Consider the following 17,989-nt stretch of genomic DNA (forward strand, 5'->3'; position numbering starts at 1 on the left):
AGTGCCCTCACAGATCCTTCCCTCCTTTGATCGCTGCTCATTCGCCTCGATAACGAGGAGGGGCAGGTTCGTCTGGACCAGCACACGTTCAATCACATCACCCATCGGCCAGGGCGTGGTTCCATAGGCCTCATCCTTCATGAGGAGCAGGATGGCATCAGGGGCTCCGGCTGTGCTTGCTTTCTCTGAAGCTTCCCTGTTTTCGGCGCGCCGTACCAATAGGTCCGTGATGTCGCTGCCAACATCAAGGCTCCAGGTGACGGGGAGATGGCTACCGGCGCTATCATCAAACATGGAGTCCTTGATGGCCTGCAGGTGCTCCTGCGCGGAGGAAAGCCGTCTCTCCAGAGGCTCCCTGGCAGGGCTGATTTGCACCGTCCCCACCAGATGAACAACCGTCCTCCCGGCGGCAAGCACCCTGGCCAGGAACGCTGTTGCCTGGAACACAGAGCGGGCATGAGTTCGCTCGTTCGCGGCCACGTACAGGCGTAATGGTTGCTGTGTCTGGTCAGGTCCCATGTGTGGATGTGGTCCATGCTCATGCAAGATGAGGACGGGTAATGCTGTGTGGCGCAGTACCTCCCTGGTCACGCTCCTGCTCACCCGGTAAGACAAAGACTCGTGGTCGCGGGTGCACAAGATAATAGCATCGCATTCGTGCGTACGCGCCACATCGAGAAGCGTTGAGACAACAGGTCCAACCACGACCAGGGGTTCAACTGGACAATGTTGCAACCAGGGTAAGGCGAGCAGGGTATCCAGGTAGGCGCTTGCTTCCTCACACGCGGAGGCCGTCGCAATTTGAGCTGATGCCGGAAGCGCCAGAGACGCGGGCCACCACTCAATCGCTGGCGTGACGACGCGTAATAACACAAGGCTTCCATGCTGGGCCTGAGCCATCTGGGCCGCGATAGGGATAGCGTGCTCCGCGCGCCGGGAGCCATCGAGTGGAACAAGAATTTGGCGAAACATACGTGCGCTCCTCCCTTGTGACAATGGTTACAATATACTGCCGTTCTCTGGAAAAGGCTGTGAAAGACGTTTCCCTGCTGCCTTTCACAAGCATAGACCAGCATATTCACCGCCTTATCACAGGAGCCCCACTCCTCCGCACAAAACTATCACAATGGATGACCTGCTATGCAGTGACTCCAGTGAGATCCCACTAGCATACCTTTAAGGCAAACGTTTCTTTCTTATATCTGCTGATGTGAAACCTTCGTAGCGCTCGGGGTATACTCTTTGGGCGCGGTATGCGCATGCACAATCAGCAGGGGCACCATTGTCCTATCCAGAACATGCTCTGTAATACTCCCATGCAAGAGGTGTTGCAGACCAGTTCTGCCATGGGTAGACATGGCAATGAGATCGCAGCCCGCATATCCCGGGACATCGCCAATGCACTCGCTTTCGCGAAAAATGCGTTTCCAGATCTCCTCTTCACGCGTATACGTTACCACGGAATAGGTTGTCGTCAGTGCCGATGAGGCGAACTCGCCTGTGCGCAGGCGCGTGGCGATAGCGGCCAGGTAGGCCTCCGCTTCCGCCTGCACAGCCTTGTTTTGCTGCTCCGCCTGGGCGATGGTGAAATGTTCATGAGCGGTAACGGAGCGAACTGCACAGGTGAGATGGATCTGCCCTTGTGTGCTTCCCGCCAGGAGGCGTGCCATCTCAGCCGCGGGCTCCAGGGCTGCCTCAGCCTGGGGTGAGCCGTCCAGCGGCACCAATACCCGGGGCACATGGAATGACTGAGCAGGCTGAAGCATCAACGGAGAACATCCATCGCGCATGACCAGAACTGGGACCGGGCTGTGGCGAAGAACATACTGTGCGACACTGCCAAAGAGCCAGCGTGCGACCCCTGTCTGCCCCTGGCTACGCATCACGATAAGGTCTGCCTGGTGTTCTCCTGCGACCTGCGCAATGGTCGCACCTGGGATGCCAACAATTACCTCTGTAGAGACTGAGATATCCTCCATTTTCGAGATGCGAATGATGTGCTTGAGATACGTTTCAGCATCATTGATGAATGTTGTGCTAACTTGTTCAGCCATATAGCCGGGTACCGTGGGATAGAGGCCGGTATAGAGAAGCTCTGGCGCGATGACTTTTACCAGAAGCAGCGAGGCGCCGGTTGCGCGTGCCAGGTATGCCGCCATGGGCAATGCCTCTTCAGCACGTGTTGAGCCATCTAGCGGGATAAGCATGCGTTGAAACATAGGTAATCTCCTTCATCCACTCGGACCTTGACGCACATTGAGGAGCGGCATCAAGATGTTAACAGTGAGCTTCACTAGGAGTGTAGAGGCTGTATATCACACGCCTTTCTCGCTCTTGCCCGGGGATATCACAGCGTCATCACGACATGCGATGGTATCTGGCGTGCCAGCAATTACAGCCGCTACAAATGTGACGGGAGGCTCACTTCCGCTGACGTCCCGTCAGGAACTGCTGCGCTCTCCTCACGCAGAAACCAGCTTTGAGCTGGACATCGGTTTCACCTCTATATAGCCCATACGATATTGGTCTTGCTCCAGCGACTGGAGTGCAAGTTTCACGAACGACAACAAGACAACCTGTAAGCGCTTTGTGATACTGGTCAGGAGAGCCGAGATTTCGTCGAGAGACGCGCAGGCTATTGTTAGGAAGAGTTATAGACGACGACCAGAAGAGCACGCTCGCCTGTATATCAAAGAGCGGCCTTGTGCACGTATAAGGAGGAGGAAGTATGGATGTCCTGGCTCTCTCTCGCTGGCAATTTGGTATCACAACCATCTATCATTTTTTCTTTGTTCCACTGACGCTAGGGCTTGTGTTGCTGGTTGCCATCATGGAAACCTTGTATGTCAGTACCCACAATGAAATGTATAAACGGATGACCCAGTTCTGGGGTCGTCTCTTTCTGATCAACTTTGCCCTGGGCGTAGTCACCGGCCTGGTGCAAGAGTTTCAATTCGGCATGAACTGGTCTGACTATTCCCGCTTCGTCGGCGATATCTTTGGTGCTCCACTCGCGATCGAGGCTCTCCTCGCGTTCTTCCTGGAGTCCACCTTTATCGGTCTCTGGCACTTTGGCTGGGGACGCTTCTCGCCACGCCTGCACCTGCTCTGTGCCTGGATGATTGTTCTCGGCTCAAATATCTCGGCGCTCTGGATTCTGATCGCGAACTCTTTTATGCAGGAGCCGGTGGGCTACACCATGCACAATGGGCGAGCCGAGATGACCAATTTCTTCGCGCTCATCACCAATCCCAATGTGTTGGTGCAATTCCCGCACGTTTTCTTTAGCGGCGTGGTCACAGGGGCGTTCTTTCTCCTGGGTATCAGCGCCTATCATCTTCTGAGAAAGCACAGCAACAAGGAGTTTTTCCGCCGCTCGTTTACTATTGGCCTGATCGCGGCCCTGTTGGGGAGTTTCCTGGTCGCTCTCGTCGGCCATACCCAGGCTCAGCACATGGTACGCGTACAACCTATGAAAATGGCCGCGGCAGAGGCCCTGTGGAATAGCGAAGATCCCGCCGCCTTCTCCATCTTTACGATTGGAGATGAGAAGAATCGCAGCGATGTGTTTGCTATTCGCATTCCCGATTTGTTAAGCATCCTGGCGTACAACGAAGCCGGTGGACAGATCCAGGGGATTAACAACTTACAAGCGCAATATGTAGCGAAGTATGGCCCTGGCGACTATGTCCCGCCCGTTGCCGTTACCTACTGGAGCTTCCGCTTGATGGTGGGGGCGGGCGTGGTCATGATCCTGCTCTCGTTGGCGGCCCTCTTCCTGGTCTGGCGTAAACGCCTTGAGCAGACGCGCTGGTTCCTCTGGTTGCTCGTCGCCGCGACCATACTCCCCTACCTCGCCAATAGCGCTGGCTGGATTATGACGGAAATTGGTCGCCAACCATGGATTGTCTTTGGCCTGCTCAAAACGGCCCAGGCGGTCTCGCCAAACGTCACGGCGCCAACTGTGCTCCTCTCCCTTGTAGTGTATACGCTTCTCTATGGTGGTCTTGCCCTTGTCGATGGCTATCTGTTGCTGAAGTACGCACGTGTTGCTGATCCTGTCGCCGCTGAGGATGCAAAACAGGTCGACGAAGACGCGGCCATTCTGGTAGGAGGATACTAGTCATGGATCTGAATACGCTCTGGTTTCTCTTGATTACCGTGCTCTTCACAGGCTTTTTCTTCCTGGAGGGCTTCGACTTTGGCGTAGGTATCCTCCTGCCTTTCATCGGCAAGAATGATGACGAGCGGCGTATCATGCTTGATGCCATTGGCCCCTTCTGGGACGGCAACGAGGTCTGGATGATTACCGCGGGTGGTGCGATGTTCGCGGCCTTCCCCAACTGGTACGCGACCCTTTTCAGCGGCTTCTATGTGGCGCTCTTACTGCTGCTGGTGGCCTTGATTCTGCGCGGGGCCGCCCTGGAATTTCGCAACCGTGACCAGGGGACGCGCTGGCGCACCTTCTGGGACTGGATGCTTTTCGGCGGGAGCGTGCTGCCGGGATTCCTGTGGGGTGTAGCGATCGCCAATATCATGGAGGGCGTACCCATTGACGCGCACATGAACTATGTTGGCGGTTTCTGGAACCTGCTCAATCCCTATGCCCTGCTGGGAGGGATGGCCTTTGTGGGCCTGTTCACCTTGCATGGTGCTCTCTTCTTGAGCTTGCGCACCGAAGGGGACGTACGCTTGAAAGCCCAGATGATGGCAAAAACACTCTGGCTCAGTGTCACGCTCCTGGTCTTTGCTTTCGTCATTGCGGGCTATGTCACAACGGATATCTTTACCCGTCTGGGTATTGATCCGGGAGTCGCGCCGCTAGGAGCTGGTGCGGCCCTGCTGGCATGCGGCTGGCTGGTCTATCGCCGTCAGAGCGGCTGGGCCTTTGGTATGACTAGCCTGACCATCATCCTCTCGACCTTGACCATCTTCCAGGGTCTCTACCCACGCGTGATGATCTCCAGCCTCAATCATGCCTGGGATCTCACAATCTACAATGCCTCTTCGAGCCCCTATACGCTGACCGTGATGAGCTGGATTGCCCTGACCATGGTTCCCATCGTGCTGGCCTACCAGGCCTGGACCTACTGGGTTTTCCGCAAACGCCTGCGCGCGCCGCTCCATCATGGTGAAACGGGCACGCCGCATAAGACGGATTCTCTGGAGAGCTACACCATGTGAATCAAGTATCTCAGAGGCGCAGGAGTCTCTCTCTGCGTCTCTGAGATACGATCAGCGCCAGGTATCAGAGAAAGAGGGCTTATCTGCAATTTGTACCTTGATACGATAGGATATTCGTGATAATTACCTATACTAGAGGAAAAAAACAGCCTGTCCCTTATAAAGGGCCCTGCTTTGCTAGAAATGAGTCGAATGAATGGAGAGGAATATCAAACAGGAGAGAGGGAGCCGCCCTCGCCTCTCGGCGCTGGTGGTCGCGCTGCTTGCCACAGCAATCCTCATTGTCCTTATCGTGGTTGGCTCGCGTGGCCTACGGGATTTTGACGCTGCACTCATTGGCTACGCCGTCTCCTCCGTCTTTATGATTGGAGCGCTGGCGTATCGCTACACACTCTGGATTGGTCGTCCGCCTACATGGCGTTATTTTAAAGCTGGCTGGGTCAATTTCCTGTCGCTACGCAACTTTCGCCGCTATACACTCCTGATCCCCCAAGCCTGGTGGACGGATATCTTTGCCCAGACCTTTATTCTGAAGCGTAGCTTCTTGCGCTGGATCATGCATATGTGCATCTTCTGGGGAGTGATTATCTCATTGATGATCACTTTTCCTCTCACCTTTGGCTGGTTACGCTTTACACTGGTGTCGCCTGCCCAGTACCAGATCTGATTTTTTGGCTTTCCCACCGTTATCTTTCCCATAGAGACGGGGATTGGTTTTGCGATCTATCATGGGCTGGATTTTAGCGCAACACTGCTCATCGTGGGGCTGGCGATAGCCTTCTGGCGACGCTTAAAAGAGACGGGGCTCTTCCTCACGCAGCGTTTCGGTTTTGACTTGCTCCCTCTGATCCTGCTCTTTGCGATCTGCGTGACTGGCCTGGGGCTCACCGCCTCTTCTCTCTGGTGGGGGGGACAATTCTACTGGTTTATCTCGTTGACCCACCAGATGACGGTCGTCCTCTGGCTACTCATGCTTCCCTTTGGCAAGTTCTTTCACATCATCCAGCGACCCGCCAGTATCGGTGTCACGCTCTACCAGACAGTCAACCAGGATGTTGACCACTACGCGCAGCATACTGATGACAAGCACACAATAGGCACCGGACAGTGTAAACGCTGTGGCCATGAGCTGCCCTCCGAACAATTTATTGCCGGCCTCAAGGGGGTGCTTCGCGACCTGGGGCAGGATTATACCCTCAATAAGGAGCACGACTCGCTACACGATTACTGTCCAACCTGCAAACGTCTGTTGCGGGGCCAGGCCTATTATCACATGATGGGGAAACGCTTCCTGTAGTGGAACGAGTATGCGAGAAAGGTAATATTCATGTCTGTCAATAAAGATATTTTTGAGGTGGGACGGAAGCCAAATTATGATTTTCAATCAGTTGGTCGCCCGGAGGTGGAATGGAGTGAGGCCGATCGCATGGCGGAGCATCTTGTCCCCACCCATTGTTCCTTCTGTGGTGTGCAATGTGGGATGCACCTCAAGGTCCACCATGGAAAGGTTATTGGCGTCGAACCACGCCTGTACCCACATAATCGTGGCTCACTCTGTCCCAAAGGGGTTGTCGCTTATCAGCAGGCGAATCACCCTGATCGCCTGCGCTATCCACTCATGCGTAAGGGCGGGAAGGGAAGCCCCCTGGAGCGAGTCAGTTGGGATGAAGCCCTGGACTATATCGCGGGCCGCTGGCAGCAGATTCAGCAGCAGTATGGACGCGATGCCGTCTCGATCTATAGCGGCTCCTCCATGACGAACGAAAAGTGCTATATCATGGGTAAGTTTGCCCGTGCTGGTTTGCGTTCCCGCCACATCGATTACAATGGCCGCCTGTGTATGTCCTCGGCGGCGGTGGCCTATAGCAGGGCCTTTGGCGTTGATCGCTCATCGCTTCCTCTACCAGACATCGAACTGGCCAAATGTATTATGATCTTTGGTTCCAATGTCGCGGAATGTTTTCCCGTTGCCATGCAATGGATCTGGCGCGCACGCGACAAGGGAGCCCGCCTGATTGTGGTTGATCCCCGCGAGGGGTTGCAAATTCTTCGTGAGACGGCGACTCGCGTGAGTCAGTTGACCTCAGGAAAACTGCTGGCCGAGATGGTCTATCTTCCACAGCAGGGCCGTGCAAGCAATGTTGCCATTCGTCCAAACGTCTATTCCCATGAGCTCTGTTATGCAACCTCTCCTGGAACGGCTTTTGAGCGCACGATTCCCCTCGATGAGCTGGTCGTTGGGCTTCGTAACGATACGTTCTTTTTGCGCTGGCCACAGAAGGACGTTGAGGTCATTCCACGCGTGAGTCATATGCTTACCTCGACGAGTGCGCCGCCTCTTATTCGTCTCCTCACGAGCATTGGTCTTGATGGAACCCCTTTGCTTACTCCTTTCAATTGGGGTGGCGCGGCTACCTTTCCCTTTCTGCCCAGAGTGCAGGTGGATCGCCTGGTACTCTCGCTGGCCCGGTGGCGCATCAGCACTGATATGCGTGATCGAGAACTCTCTTCCTCCTCGCTCGAGACATTTCGAGCGGCGCTCACCACCTGGCGTACCTGCTGGAACGTTCCTCGCTATGTCTATCTGAGCATGATGGATAATCGCCTCTTGCTTGATCTTGAAAATCTGGAGCAATGCGATGAACTCCGCACAGAACTACAGAGTCTGCCTCCAAACGGTGCCCTCATCTTGCAAGAAGTCTTTCCTGCGCTGGATCAGGCATGGGTCCACGGTCCGGGTAGACACTATATCACCGAGTGCGTGGTTCCCTTAATCAGACGCGAGAAGCCAAATACCAGCCACAGCACAGCGGCCTCCACCGACTCTGCTGCGTCAAAAAATCTGATACTACGCGAACAGCGCCTTAAAGCGCCTGGCAGTGAATGGCTGTTTGTAAAGCTTTACGTGGGCCTCAATCTGCAAGAAGATTTGATTGCTGGACCACTGCGCTCCTTTGCCCATGACGCACTCAAGGAAGGCCTTGCTCAGGACTGGTTCTTCATCCGCTATAGCGATCCCGATCCCCATATTCGCCTGCGCTTCTCTGGCGATCCCAGGATATTGAGAGAGAGATTACTACCCCTGGTCTGCCAATGGAGTTCCTCGCTCATGATGAGAGGCACGTGTTTGCGTTTTGCTTTCGATACCTATGACCGCGAGATCGAGCGCTATGGTGGTTTATCAGGCATCGGACTTGCCGAGCGCCTCTTCGGTGCTGATAGCCGCGCCGCTGCAGACCTTGTGGCTCTCCTCAGCCAGGCGCACACGTTAGAACTGGAAAAAGATCTACTGGCTGCTCTTAGTGTTGATGATCTGCTCGCCAGCCTGGGAGCCTCCGGGCCAATGAGGCTGAAGTGGTATCGCCAAAGGGTGAAAGAGAGGAAGCAGGTGGGAAAAACGTACCGGCAAAAACGTGTGTCATTGCGCTCGTTGCTCAATGATCCAGCATCATTTCTGGCGACGCTTGCAGGTGGTCGGGAGGTGCTTCTGGTACTAGGGAAGCGTCGTGAAGAGGTACTTCCTGTTGCTGAACAGCTGGCTGCCCTCCATGCGCAAGAGGCCCTCTCTCAGTCATTCACATCACTTTATAGTAGCTATGTACATATGCATTGTAATCGGCTCCTCGGCCTCAATCGTCTCGCAGAAGAGGAAGTCATTGGACTCCTCCTGCGTACATATGAAGGTTTAGAGCGGGCTCCAGTCACCCCTTGAATGCTTGCACTTTCGTATCTGGTTGAGGCAGCCAATCTGCGCACCAGGGCAAATTTGTGGAGGCAGATGGACCCATTTGTCCGATGACGAGACGCGCTTTTTTCTCGACCAACACTGGAGTCATCGAGTATCTGCCTATTCGGACGATTTCACCGACCAGGAAGCCATTGCAGCAATTCTGTTTTTCAAAAAGCCCTGGGATATCTTCCTACATATATTGACAAAGGTAAATTTTGCATGTTACATTTGTTTACAACGTTGTAAAACGGAGACGATAAACTTGCAAGGAGGCATCCTCAGGCAAAGGAGTTGCACATGCCACGATTATTTGCAATAGCGAAATCGTCGCTATTTAAACGTTTCCCCCGCTATAGCATTGCTCTGCTGATCATGCTACTGTTGTTTCCGCTTTCTGCCAGCGCCCAGGCCGCTTCCGTAACGCGTAGCGCCCAGGCACAAGCAAATAAGCAGGTAAACAATGCCTATAGCAATCCGATCATTGCCCAGACAGCCGCAGATCCAACGATTACCAAGGGGCTTGATGGATATTACTATGTCGTTGCGACCTCGGATCTCTGGTCCGATGGTTCGTTCCACATTCTTCCCATCCAGCGCTCAACGGACCTCGTTCACTGGCAATTTGTGGGCGATGCCTTCCCGACTCGGCCCGATTGGGTTGATCCCACTGCTGGCCTCTGGGCACCTGATATCCAGTATTTTAATCATAAGTACTATATGTACTATACTGTGTCGAATACTAAGACTTTGCCCAAGTATGGCACGGCGGCTGGTCCCAGCTCGATAGGCGTCGCGGTGGCTGATAGCCCGGCTGGGCCATGGCAGGACGCGGGCCCTTCGGCTGGTGGAAGTTTCCAGCACGGGCCGATTGTTCCCCCACGTGCCTGTGTCTTCAATACCGACCCTAACTGCTACTACTGGACTATTGATCCCGCCGTCTTTACCGACCACGATGGTCAGCGTTATATGTACTATGGCAGCTTTTTCGGCGGAACCCTGGTCCAGAAATTAGCACCTGACGGTTTGCAAGTGACCGGGTCTTCGTACCAGATTGGACATTGGGACCGCTATGAAGGTACCTATGTGATACGCCATGATGTCAACGGCAAGGCGTATTACTACAACTTCTCTTCCTCGGGCAATTGTTGCAATGGCCCCGAAAGCCCCTATAGCGTCGTAGTTAGCCGCGCCACCTCGCCGTTAGGACCGTTTGTCGATCAGAACGGCTATCCTATGGAGACGCCATCCATACAGCCTGTACCGACTCAGCGCCCTTCTACTGATCCCGCTGGCGTCAACAGTGGAGCGCAGGGTGGTGGCTACCCCACGCTCAAGCAGAATGGTAACAAGTGGCGAGGTATTGGACATAACGCCATGATTACGGACCTCTCCGGGCAGGATTGGATCATCTATCATGGTGTCGATGAGAATGATGGCTGGGTAAAAGGCTCAGGCATCTCATTCCGTCAGTTGTTTATGGATCGCGTAGACTGGACGGCGGATGGCTGGCCGATTGTTAACGATGGCAAGGGGCCATCGCTCACCAATGTTGCTCCAGTTACCACGCCAACCTTTGGTGATAACTTTAATGTGACGAACAGCTCTTTGAATGTGAACTGGAATAGGCTGAGCGGAAACTGGCAGAGCAATGCCGGAGATGCCACCACTGGCGGTTTTGCCACGCAAACAGGGCAGAATGGCCAAGGCTTGCTCGTCAGCCAGATGACGATTCCCCAGGGATACCGTACAGAGCTAGATCTCCGTCTGGAAAAAGCTGGACCTGCCGGGCGCTATGGAGGAGTAGTCTCCTATCGCGAGGAAGGGGACAACAATTCAGCCTTTATTGCGGCCTTCATTGATCCCGTTCACAATACGCTGGTGACCGTTCCCTATCAGAATGGACACGCTATCCAGGGTGAGCAGGCCACGCCGCTGCCTGCCAATTTCGATCCCTCAGACTGGCATCACCTGATCATCGATGATGAAAGCGGCCAGTTAGATCAGGCGCGCTTCCGTTTTACGCTCTCTGACACGCAGCGCGATCCGCTCGCGGTACAGGAGCGAACGCTACCTGCTTCTTTCCGTGTGAATGATGGCAAGGTTGGCTTTATCACTGAGAATGCGCAGGCCGACTTCGACAATATTGCTACCGCATCCTTGAATCATCATGTCGCGCCACCACAGCAAGCACCACGGGCTGGTACCCTGCTCTCGCCGTACTCTGACGAGTTCAACGGGAAACTGGGAGCGCAGTGGTCATGGGCACATGAAGATGCAGCCCGGCACTCGTTCGTCAATGGACAACTCTCAATCACCATCAATGGTGATCTTTATCGCAATCAGAACAGTGCAACCAATCTTCTGCTAGAGAATCAGCCTGCCGGTAACTATATGATGGAAACCAAGCTCACGTTTGATCCAAATACTAATTACCAGCAAGCAGGCTTGCTCATATATAGTGATGATGACCACTATATTAAAGTTGGCGTGACGCACCATGAATCGTTAAACAAAGTCATCGCTGGTCATGAAACGCTGGACCCCGCTCCAGGCGATCAAAAGACCTGCGATGTACAGCCATCACCCACCAGCAACATTGCTGTCAAGACCTATACCACGCAGCAATGTCCGCTGGAAGGCGAGAGTTGGGATTACCTCTCAAATCCCCATCCGACCCAGAATGGTAGTACGGCGACAAAGCCGACTGTAACCACCTGGTTGCGTGTCTATCGTAATGGGAATGCCTATACGCCCTATAGCAGCGTGGATGGCGTTCACTGGATCAGAGGAAATGCATGGGATCTTGACCCGGTATCGTCAGCATACCCCATCAAGATTGGTCTGTTTGGCTTCTCTTCTGGACCTGTCAATACCATTCCCGCATACTTTGATTATGTCCACGTCTATAGTCAACCCTAGTTCGCCCTGACCCCAAATGATATAAACCGGAGAAGTCGGAATGACCAGACTTCTCCGGTTTTGTTGATAAAGGATGGATACGCTTTGCAGTGTACACAGAACCACCTATTGCGTGACGACGTGATATTTCGGCAGCATAGTTAAAGTGGTACTGTCAACTTGCCCAAAGGAGATATGTAGCAGTGTCCTTCTGGCATAGTGGCGGTATGAAAACACAACTATGCAGGGCAGCTATGGCAATCCTGTGCAGCGAATTTGTGCGCTACACTGACGAGAAGAACATGGAACTGATGAAGCAGACAACACTGGAGTGGCCCCACGCCTTTGCTCGTTATACCTGCTTTGCTGACGAGTTCTTAGCAACCTATGCCAGTAATCACATCCACGCAGTCGATGGCGACTGGATAGATGAATTGCGCGAGGTTGCAGAGCAATTGTGCATCGAAGCACGTGTCTATGGAGAAAAGGCGTAATAGAATGAAAGGAACTGCTAGATGAACGAGGACTTGGTGATCGGTATTGACGCCGGGACGGCTGGCATGCGCGCTGGCCTCTTTAATCTGCGAGGTCAGCCGCGTGGCTTTTGCGATCAGAGCTATCCCACGAGGTATCCACAGCCGGGCTGGGCGGAACAGCAGCCGTCCGACTGGTGGAGGGCGCTGGTTCAGGTGGTGCGCGGCTGCCTGGAAATTAGCAAGGCCAGGCCAGAGAAGGTCATCGGCCTGGCGATCGATGCTCCATGTAATATTCTCTTCACCGATCAGAACGGCGAACCACTGAGCGCGAGCCTGATCTGGATGGATTTGCGCGCCACAGCCCAGGCTCAGATGCTGAGTATGACCGGCGATCCAGTGTTGCGCTATTGCGGCGGCGATGTGCCTGCCGAGTGGCCGGTTCCCAAGGCTCTCTGGCTCAAACAACAGCGGTTCAAATCCTGGGAGCAGGCTGCTTACCTGGTCGAACAAATGAGCTGGTTGACCCATCGCTTGACTGGCGTCCTGGCGATTCCGCTGAATAGCGCCGCCGCCAAGTGGCACTATCGCACCGCCGCCGACGCGGACTCTCCCACCGGCTGGCCAGAGCGCCTGCTAGTGGAGGTTGGTCTGGAGGATTTGCCTGAAAAAGTTCCCGGTCAACCACTTGCTATGGGCGCGAAGGCCGGCGAGCTGACGCGGCAGGCTGCCGGTGAACTGGGTTTGCCCGCAGGTACTGCTGTGGCTATGAGCGGAATTGATGCGCATGCCGGTATGCTTGGTTTGAATGTGCTGGCGCCGGGTAAGCTGGCGCTGATCACCGGCACTTCAACCTGCCAACTCGCGCAATCTGCTCGGCCAGTCTTCGACAACGGCCTGTGGGGACCATTTCAGGATGCGGTAATGACTGGAGAATGGACGCTGGAGGCGGGCCAGGCAAGCACCGGGGGGACTGTGCGCTGGCTGCTCGACACTCTGGGCGGCGCTCTACCAGTCGGCGAGGAGCGCTACGCCGCCGCCGATGCCGCCGCATCGGCGATCTCGCCCGGCGCGGAAGGGTTGGTTCTGCTGGACTTCTGGCAGGGCAGCCGTACGCCGATTAAAGATCCGCGTGCCAGGGGAACTATCTGGGGCCTGACGCCCGCTCATGGCCCCGGCCATCTTTTGCGCGCAGTCTACGAGGGCACCGCCTACGGCAATCGCCATATTCTCGAGAAACTGAACGAATTGGGAGTAGCAACCCGGCAGATTGTGGCCTGCGGTGGAGGCACACGTAGTTCGCTCTGGTTGCAAGTCCTGGCTGATGTCGCTGGCCTACCGATTACCCTGACTATGGTTCCTGATGCCGTCGCCCTCGGCAGTGCCATCTGCGCGGCGGTTGGCGCGGGCGCGTTCACCGATCTGCGTTCCGCCAGCCAGGCCATGGTTTATCCCGGACAGGTCGTCGAACCCAATCCCGGCGTGCGCGCCATCTATGACGAGGGCTATGCGCGCTACCGTGCAACCTACGCCGCGCTTGCGCCTCTATTTCAGCAGGGATGATAGGATAGCGGCATCGCCCAAAATCAAGGGGAGAAGTCGACAGTTATCAAAAATGTATGAAAACGAGGAAAATACTGCGCTAAAGCACTGACACTTACACATAAATCATGAAGGATGGAGAAGAGCGGCGAGATGAACGCCCTCCAAGACGTCCCTGACCCGCATCCATCCAGAGGATTGTGTCACAAAGAGTACGCTCCCATACATCCTCAATGAACGCAAACACCTGCGCATGGTGACCCGCTTGCGCATCTGGGGTCGATCAAGCGAAAGCTTCGCGCGGGAGTGGGATCGAGGCGGGCGTTACGACTGGTTACCCGAGCTTTCGATACCTGGCCGGGGTCTTGCCGACTTCTCGCTTGAAGGCTTTGTGAAAGGCTACTGCCGATTCATAGCCGAGAAGCTCTGCGATCTTTTCTATCTCGACGTTGTCCTTGAGCAAGCGGGTTGCTCTGTGCATGCGCCAATGAGTGAGATACGTGATAGGGGGCTCACCCACAAGACGGGTAAAGCGAGCGGAGAAGACTGAGCGGGAGAGGGCCACTGCCTCTGCCAGTTCCTCGACCGTCCACCTCTGTTCGGGCGATTGATGAATCAGGCCAAGTGCTGTGCTGATCGGCTGATCGCGGAGCGCCGCTACCCATCCGGGCGTCGATGCCGCTTGTTGCTCAACCCAAACCCGGATCACGTGAATGAAGAGCAGTTCGGTTAATCGCCTGAGCATCACCTGCGTGCCCAGCCGAGGCGTGGTCGCTTCGCGTGCGATCAACTGCACAATCTCGGTGAAGCCCGGCACCGTGCGGCCCTGTTCTGCGGGAATATGAATCACTTGGGGCAAGCTGTGGAGCAAGGGAAAAGCTCCGGGATGCTCCACATGGAACGCGCCACAGAGGACACTCATCTTTGACTCATCGGATGCACCTGCAAAGCCCTGATACTCGCGTTGCTCGTCATAGTCCACATGCAGGACTTGCGTCAGAGGTGAAGCCGGTTCGTCACAGATCGAGTGCGCGTGCCCGAAAGGGAAGAGCAGGACTGCTCCCTCTTCGACTCGCAGAGGCGTAGGGTCCCCTTTGAAAAAGAGATAGCCACTCCCAGAGCCGAGCAAGTGAAAGATCATATCTTGACTGGCCGCAAAGTCATAGCGCCAGGGAGGCGTCAGCTCCCTGCGCGCAGAGATCCACCCTTTCAGTTCGAGTACACTCAGCACATCGGTGAGCACATCCATGCCATTCTCCTCTTTTGAGACGATCAGACAATTATTTAAGACAATTTAGCATAGATTGCCTCAGCGTTCAAGGGTATACTCTGCCTATCGAGAAGATCACTTGACCCCGCAAGAGTCGCTACCTTTGGGATCTGATCATGAGACCGCGGCTCAGCGCGGAGGAAACAGTGACCTGGTTACTTCTTCAAGAGTAGAGCGCAGCAGGGGAGCATGGTTCACATGAGAGGGCTTTTCGAGAGGCACTTCTCTCTTCCTAGACCATGCGAACCCTGCTGGCGAGGAGGATATCATGATTCTTGTTACAGGTGCAAATGGCCTGGCCGGTTCTGCTGTCATTCGTGAGTTCGCACGAGTGCACGCCCCTGTCAGGGCGCTCGTCAGGAGTCGTACGAAGGCACAGGCATTAGAGGCATCCCCCACGGTGGAACTTGTGGAAGGTGACATGCTGCGCCCTGAGACGCTCGCAAACGCGCTCTCTGGGATAGACCGCGTTTTGCTGATCTCCTCTCCCAACCAGCAGATGGTGGAGACCCAATGTACGTTCATCGATGCCGCCAAAAAGGCGGGCGTTCGCCATATGGTCAAGCTTTCCGGCGTGACGACGTCATTGGATTCGCCCTTTCTCTTTTCGCGGATGCACGCAGAAATCGGGCGCTATCTCGAACGCTCCGAGCTCGCCTGGACCTACTTGCGTCCCAGCCAATTCATGACGGAGTATTTGCGGGAAGTGCCCACCATCGTCGCCGAACGTGCGTTTTTCCTTCCTTTCGAGGATGCAAAGCTCACCCCCGTGGATCTGGAGGACATCGCGAAAGCCGCTTTTGCGCTGCTGACCACACCAGGGCATGAGGGCAAGACCTATATGATTTCGGGTCCAGAAGCACTGAGCATGACAGAGGTTGCCGAACAGATCTCCCTTGCCATTGGCAAGACTATACGGTATGTCAACATCTCTCCGGAAGAAAGGAAGCGAGCACAGCTCGCGGCAGGCATTCCCGCCTATGTCGTAGACGCGCTCGATGTGCAGTCAAGATTGCGTCGGGAGGGCAATGGTGAAGAAGTGGTGCATCCCGAGACGCACATCGCGTTGAGCATTCGTCCCACCACCTTCGCCGAGTTTGCGCATCGCCATGCCGCCGATTTTCGCGGGGAATCGGGCCATTTCGGAGGAGCGTAGAGAATGGCTCAAAAAGAGGGCTTTTCGGAATTTGACGTGGTTGAGTCGTGAAGTCGGGGCCATAGACGCTTGATGGAGCATCAGGCTGCTGGAACGACCTTGCTTTCTGGATCGAGGCCCGTTCAGGCTGCGTTGCATGGGGGGCTCTGTCAGAGAACCCGGCTCGGTCTGACGCTCGTCTCAAGCGAGAGGAGCGAGGCTCCGGGAGAGAAAGGATAATAAGCCCATACGTGTTTTTTACGAAGGGATACCAGGAGGTTCAAAAGGAGTGTGCTATGAATGAATCAAGTCAGACACAGCGTTTACTGGACAAGAATGTGGTCGTCATTGGAGGCAGCAGGGGGCTGGGGCGCAGCATTGTGGCTGCGGTGTACGCTGAGGGCGCGCGGGTGCTTGCCGTTGCGCGAAAGGCCGAGCCGCTCAAGCAACTTGCCGCGGCATTTCCGGGTGTAGAAGTCCTCGCGCTGGACGCGACGGAGGAGGGTGCTCCTGCAAAGGTGTTTGAGACGCTTGCGCCAGATGTCCTCATCATTTGCGCAGGTGCTATCCCTCATATGGCGCCCCTGGTGGGGCAAACATGGGAGCAGTTTTCCCGCAACTGGAATAGCGATGTGAAGCTGTCCTTGCTCTTCTCTCAGGCCGCCTTGACCTCACCGCTGCCTGCGGGGGGGACCGTGATCCTCATTTCCAGCGGCGCGGCCATGGGGGATTCGCCGCTTTCAGGCGGCTATGCAGGAGCCAAGCGCATGCAGATGTTTCTGGCGAAGTATGCTCAGAAGGAAGCCGATCGCTTGCATCTTGGTTTGTGGTTTCTGGCGCTTGTGCCCGGAGGGATGATGCCTACGACCGAACTGGGAAGAGTGGGGGTCGAAGCCTACGCTTCCTCTCTGGGCATTTCACCGGCCGACTTTATCAAAAACATGAGAGCGGCGCCGACAACAGAGGACGTCGCCCGTGCGGTGGTCGAGTGTGCAAGCGATCCACAAGAGAGAGCAGGAAAGGCGTTCCTGGTTTCTGGTGCAGGGGTCAAGCTGGTATCGTAGGCCCGCTTCCAAAGGTCCGCTCCCACCACTTCTCGAATCTTGCTCTTGTTTCTGATATCCCCAAAAAAAGCAACCTTTTGGTTGCCTATAGCGGTTTTTTCTGGTATACTGTCCTATAGGCAACCTGAGAGTTGCCTATAAAAACTGCGCATTTTGCGTCACCTGAGAGGAGATCCTATGACCCTTTCTGATCGTATCGAACGAACCATGCTTTTGCCCGTCCCGCGTGAGCGTGTCTGGGATGCCGTCACGAAACCAGAACAGCTTGCCCGTTGGTTTGGGGTGGTGCGTGACATGGATTTTCGCGTAGGCGGTGCCATCCAATTTATCTGGGAAAATGAACCATGCCCCTATCCTGGCGTGATCGAGGTCATTGAGCCAGAGCAGCGTTTTGCCTTTCGTTGGCCTTCCTATGCTGTGAGCCATCCCAGGCTCACGTTTGCCACCGCACCCAGTACGTTGGTGGAAATTACCCTGGAAGAACGGGCCGAAGGGACCCTCTTGACGCTGGTCGAGTCGGGGTTTGCTTCCCTGCCTCAGCCTGTGCCGGCAAAGGAAGCCTATCGCGACAATTCTGATGGCTGGCAAGAGTGCCTGAACGGGTTGCATGTCTACCTCCAGAACCAGGAAGTCGTGTAGTCCTGGTCCGAAGATGCTTACTTGTTGGAGGTGATGCGGAAGAGCATCTCGCGA

13 protein-coding genes and 1 pseudogene are annotated in these 17,989 nt (G+C 55.2%); 11 read left to right on the plus strand and 3 right to left on the minus strand.

Going from position 1 to position 17,989, the window contains the following annotated elements; translation table 11 throughout:
- Positions 1-603: 603 nt before the first annotated feature.
- A pseudogene (locus tag KTE_RS49740) lies at positions 604-972 on the minus strand (universal stress protein); the annotation flags it as partial.
- A gap of 224 nt (positions 973-1,196) precedes the next feature.
- A complete protein-coding gene (locus KTE_RS26395) occupies positions 1,197-2,219 on the minus strand; it encodes a universal stress protein (RefSeq protein ID WP_201386271.1) in 1,023 nt (340 codons plus the stop codon).
- 509 nt (positions 2,220-2,728) lie between these two features.
- On the opposite strand from KTE_RS26395, the gene KTE_RS26400 reads away from it, so the two are divergent.
- The 8 genes from KTE_RS26400 to KTE_RS26435 all read left to right on the plus strand — a co-directional run bounded on the left by KTE_RS26400 (position 2,729) and on the right by KTE_RS26435 (position 13,848).
- Positions 2,729-4,123, plus strand: a complete 1,395-nt coding sequence (locus KTE_RS26400) for a cytochrome ubiquinol oxidase subunit I (RefSeq protein ID WP_201386272.1) — start codon at positions 2,729-2,731, stop codon at positions 4,121-4,123.
- 2 nt (positions 4,124-4,125) lie between these two features.
- The gene (gene cydB, locus KTE_RS26405; RefSeq protein WP_201386273.1) at positions 4,126-5,184 is read left to right on the plus strand and encodes a cytochrome d ubiquinol oxidase subunit II; all 1,059 of its coding nucleotides are present in this window, start codon (positions 4,126-4,128) and stop codon (positions 5,182-5,184) included.
- Positions 5,185-5,380: 196 nt separating this feature from the next.
- Positions 5,381-5,851, plus strand: a complete 471-nt coding sequence (locus KTE_RS26410) for a hypothetical protein (protein WP_201386276.1) — start codon at positions 5,381-5,383, stop codon at positions 5,849-5,851.
- Between the two features lie 93 nt (positions 5,852-5,944).
- Positions 5,945-6,481: a hypothetical protein gene (locus KTE_RS26415; RefSeq protein WP_201386278.1), complete on the plus strand. Its 537-nt coding sequence runs from the start codon at positions 5,945-5,947 to the stop codon at positions 6,479-6,481.
- Positions 6,482-6,511: 30 nt separating this feature from the next.
- Positions 6,512-8,896 carry a thiopeptide-type bacteriocin biosynthesis protein gene (locus KTE_RS26420; protein WP_201386287.1) on the plus strand — a complete coding sequence of 795 codons (2,385 nt, stop codon included), beginning with the start codon at positions 6,512-6,514 and terminating at the stop codon, positions 8,894-8,896.
- A gap of 315 nt (positions 8,897-9,211) precedes the next feature.
- Complete coding sequence (locus KTE_RS26425) at positions 9,212-11,833, plus strand: family 43 glycosylhydrolase (protein ID WP_201386295.1); 2,622 nt, start codon at positions 9,212-9,214, stop codon at positions 11,831-11,833.
- 206 nt (positions 11,834-12,039) lie between these two features.
- Positions 12,040-12,306: a hypothetical protein gene (locus KTE_RS26430; protein WP_255552989.1), complete on the plus strand. Its 267-nt coding sequence runs from the start codon at positions 12,040-12,042 to the stop codon at positions 12,304-12,306.
- A gap of 21 nt (positions 12,307-12,327) precedes the next feature.
- A complete protein-coding gene (locus KTE_RS26435; RefSeq protein ID WP_201386299.1) occupies positions 12,328-13,848 on the plus strand; it encodes a ribulokinase in 1,521 nt (506 codons plus the stop codon).
- A 313-nt stretch (positions 13,849-14,161) separates the two neighbouring features.
- Here KTE_RS26435 and KTE_RS26440 read toward each other — a convergent pair whose 3' ends face one another.
- Entirely contained in the window at positions 14,162-15,076 is a 915-nt protein-coding gene (locus KTE_RS26440; protein ID WP_201386301.1) for an AraC family transcriptional regulator, read from the minus strand.
- Positions 15,077-15,365: 289 nt separating this feature from the next.
- Between KTE_RS26440 and KTE_RS26445 the strand changes: the two genes are divergently transcribed.
- From KTE_RS26445 to KTE_RS26455, 3 genes are all read left to right on the plus strand, one after another.
- Positions 15,366-16,253, plus strand: a complete 888-nt coding sequence (locus KTE_RS26445; RefSeq protein WP_201386303.1) for an SDR family oxidoreductase — start codon at positions 15,366-15,368, stop codon at positions 16,251-16,253.
- A gap of 275 nt (positions 16,254-16,528) precedes the next feature.
- Positions 16,529-17,296 carry an SDR family oxidoreductase gene (locus KTE_RS26450; protein WP_201386306.1) on the plus strand — a complete coding sequence of 256 codons (768 nt, stop codon included), beginning with the start codon at positions 16,529-16,531 and terminating at the stop codon, positions 17,294-17,296.
- Between the two features lie 177 nt (positions 17,297-17,473).
- The gene (locus tag KTE_RS26455) at positions 17,474-17,935 is read left to right on the plus strand and encodes an SRPBCC domain-containing protein (protein ID WP_201386310.1); all 462 of its coding nucleotides are present in this window, start codon (positions 17,474-17,476) and stop codon (positions 17,933-17,935) included.
- Positions 17,936-17,989: the final 54 nt, after the last annotated feature.

The organism is Ktedonobacter sp. SOSP1-85 (assembly GCF_016587415.1).
GTDB lineage: Bacteria > Chloroflexota > Ktedonobacteria > Ktedonobacterales > Ktedonobacteraceae > Ktedonobacter.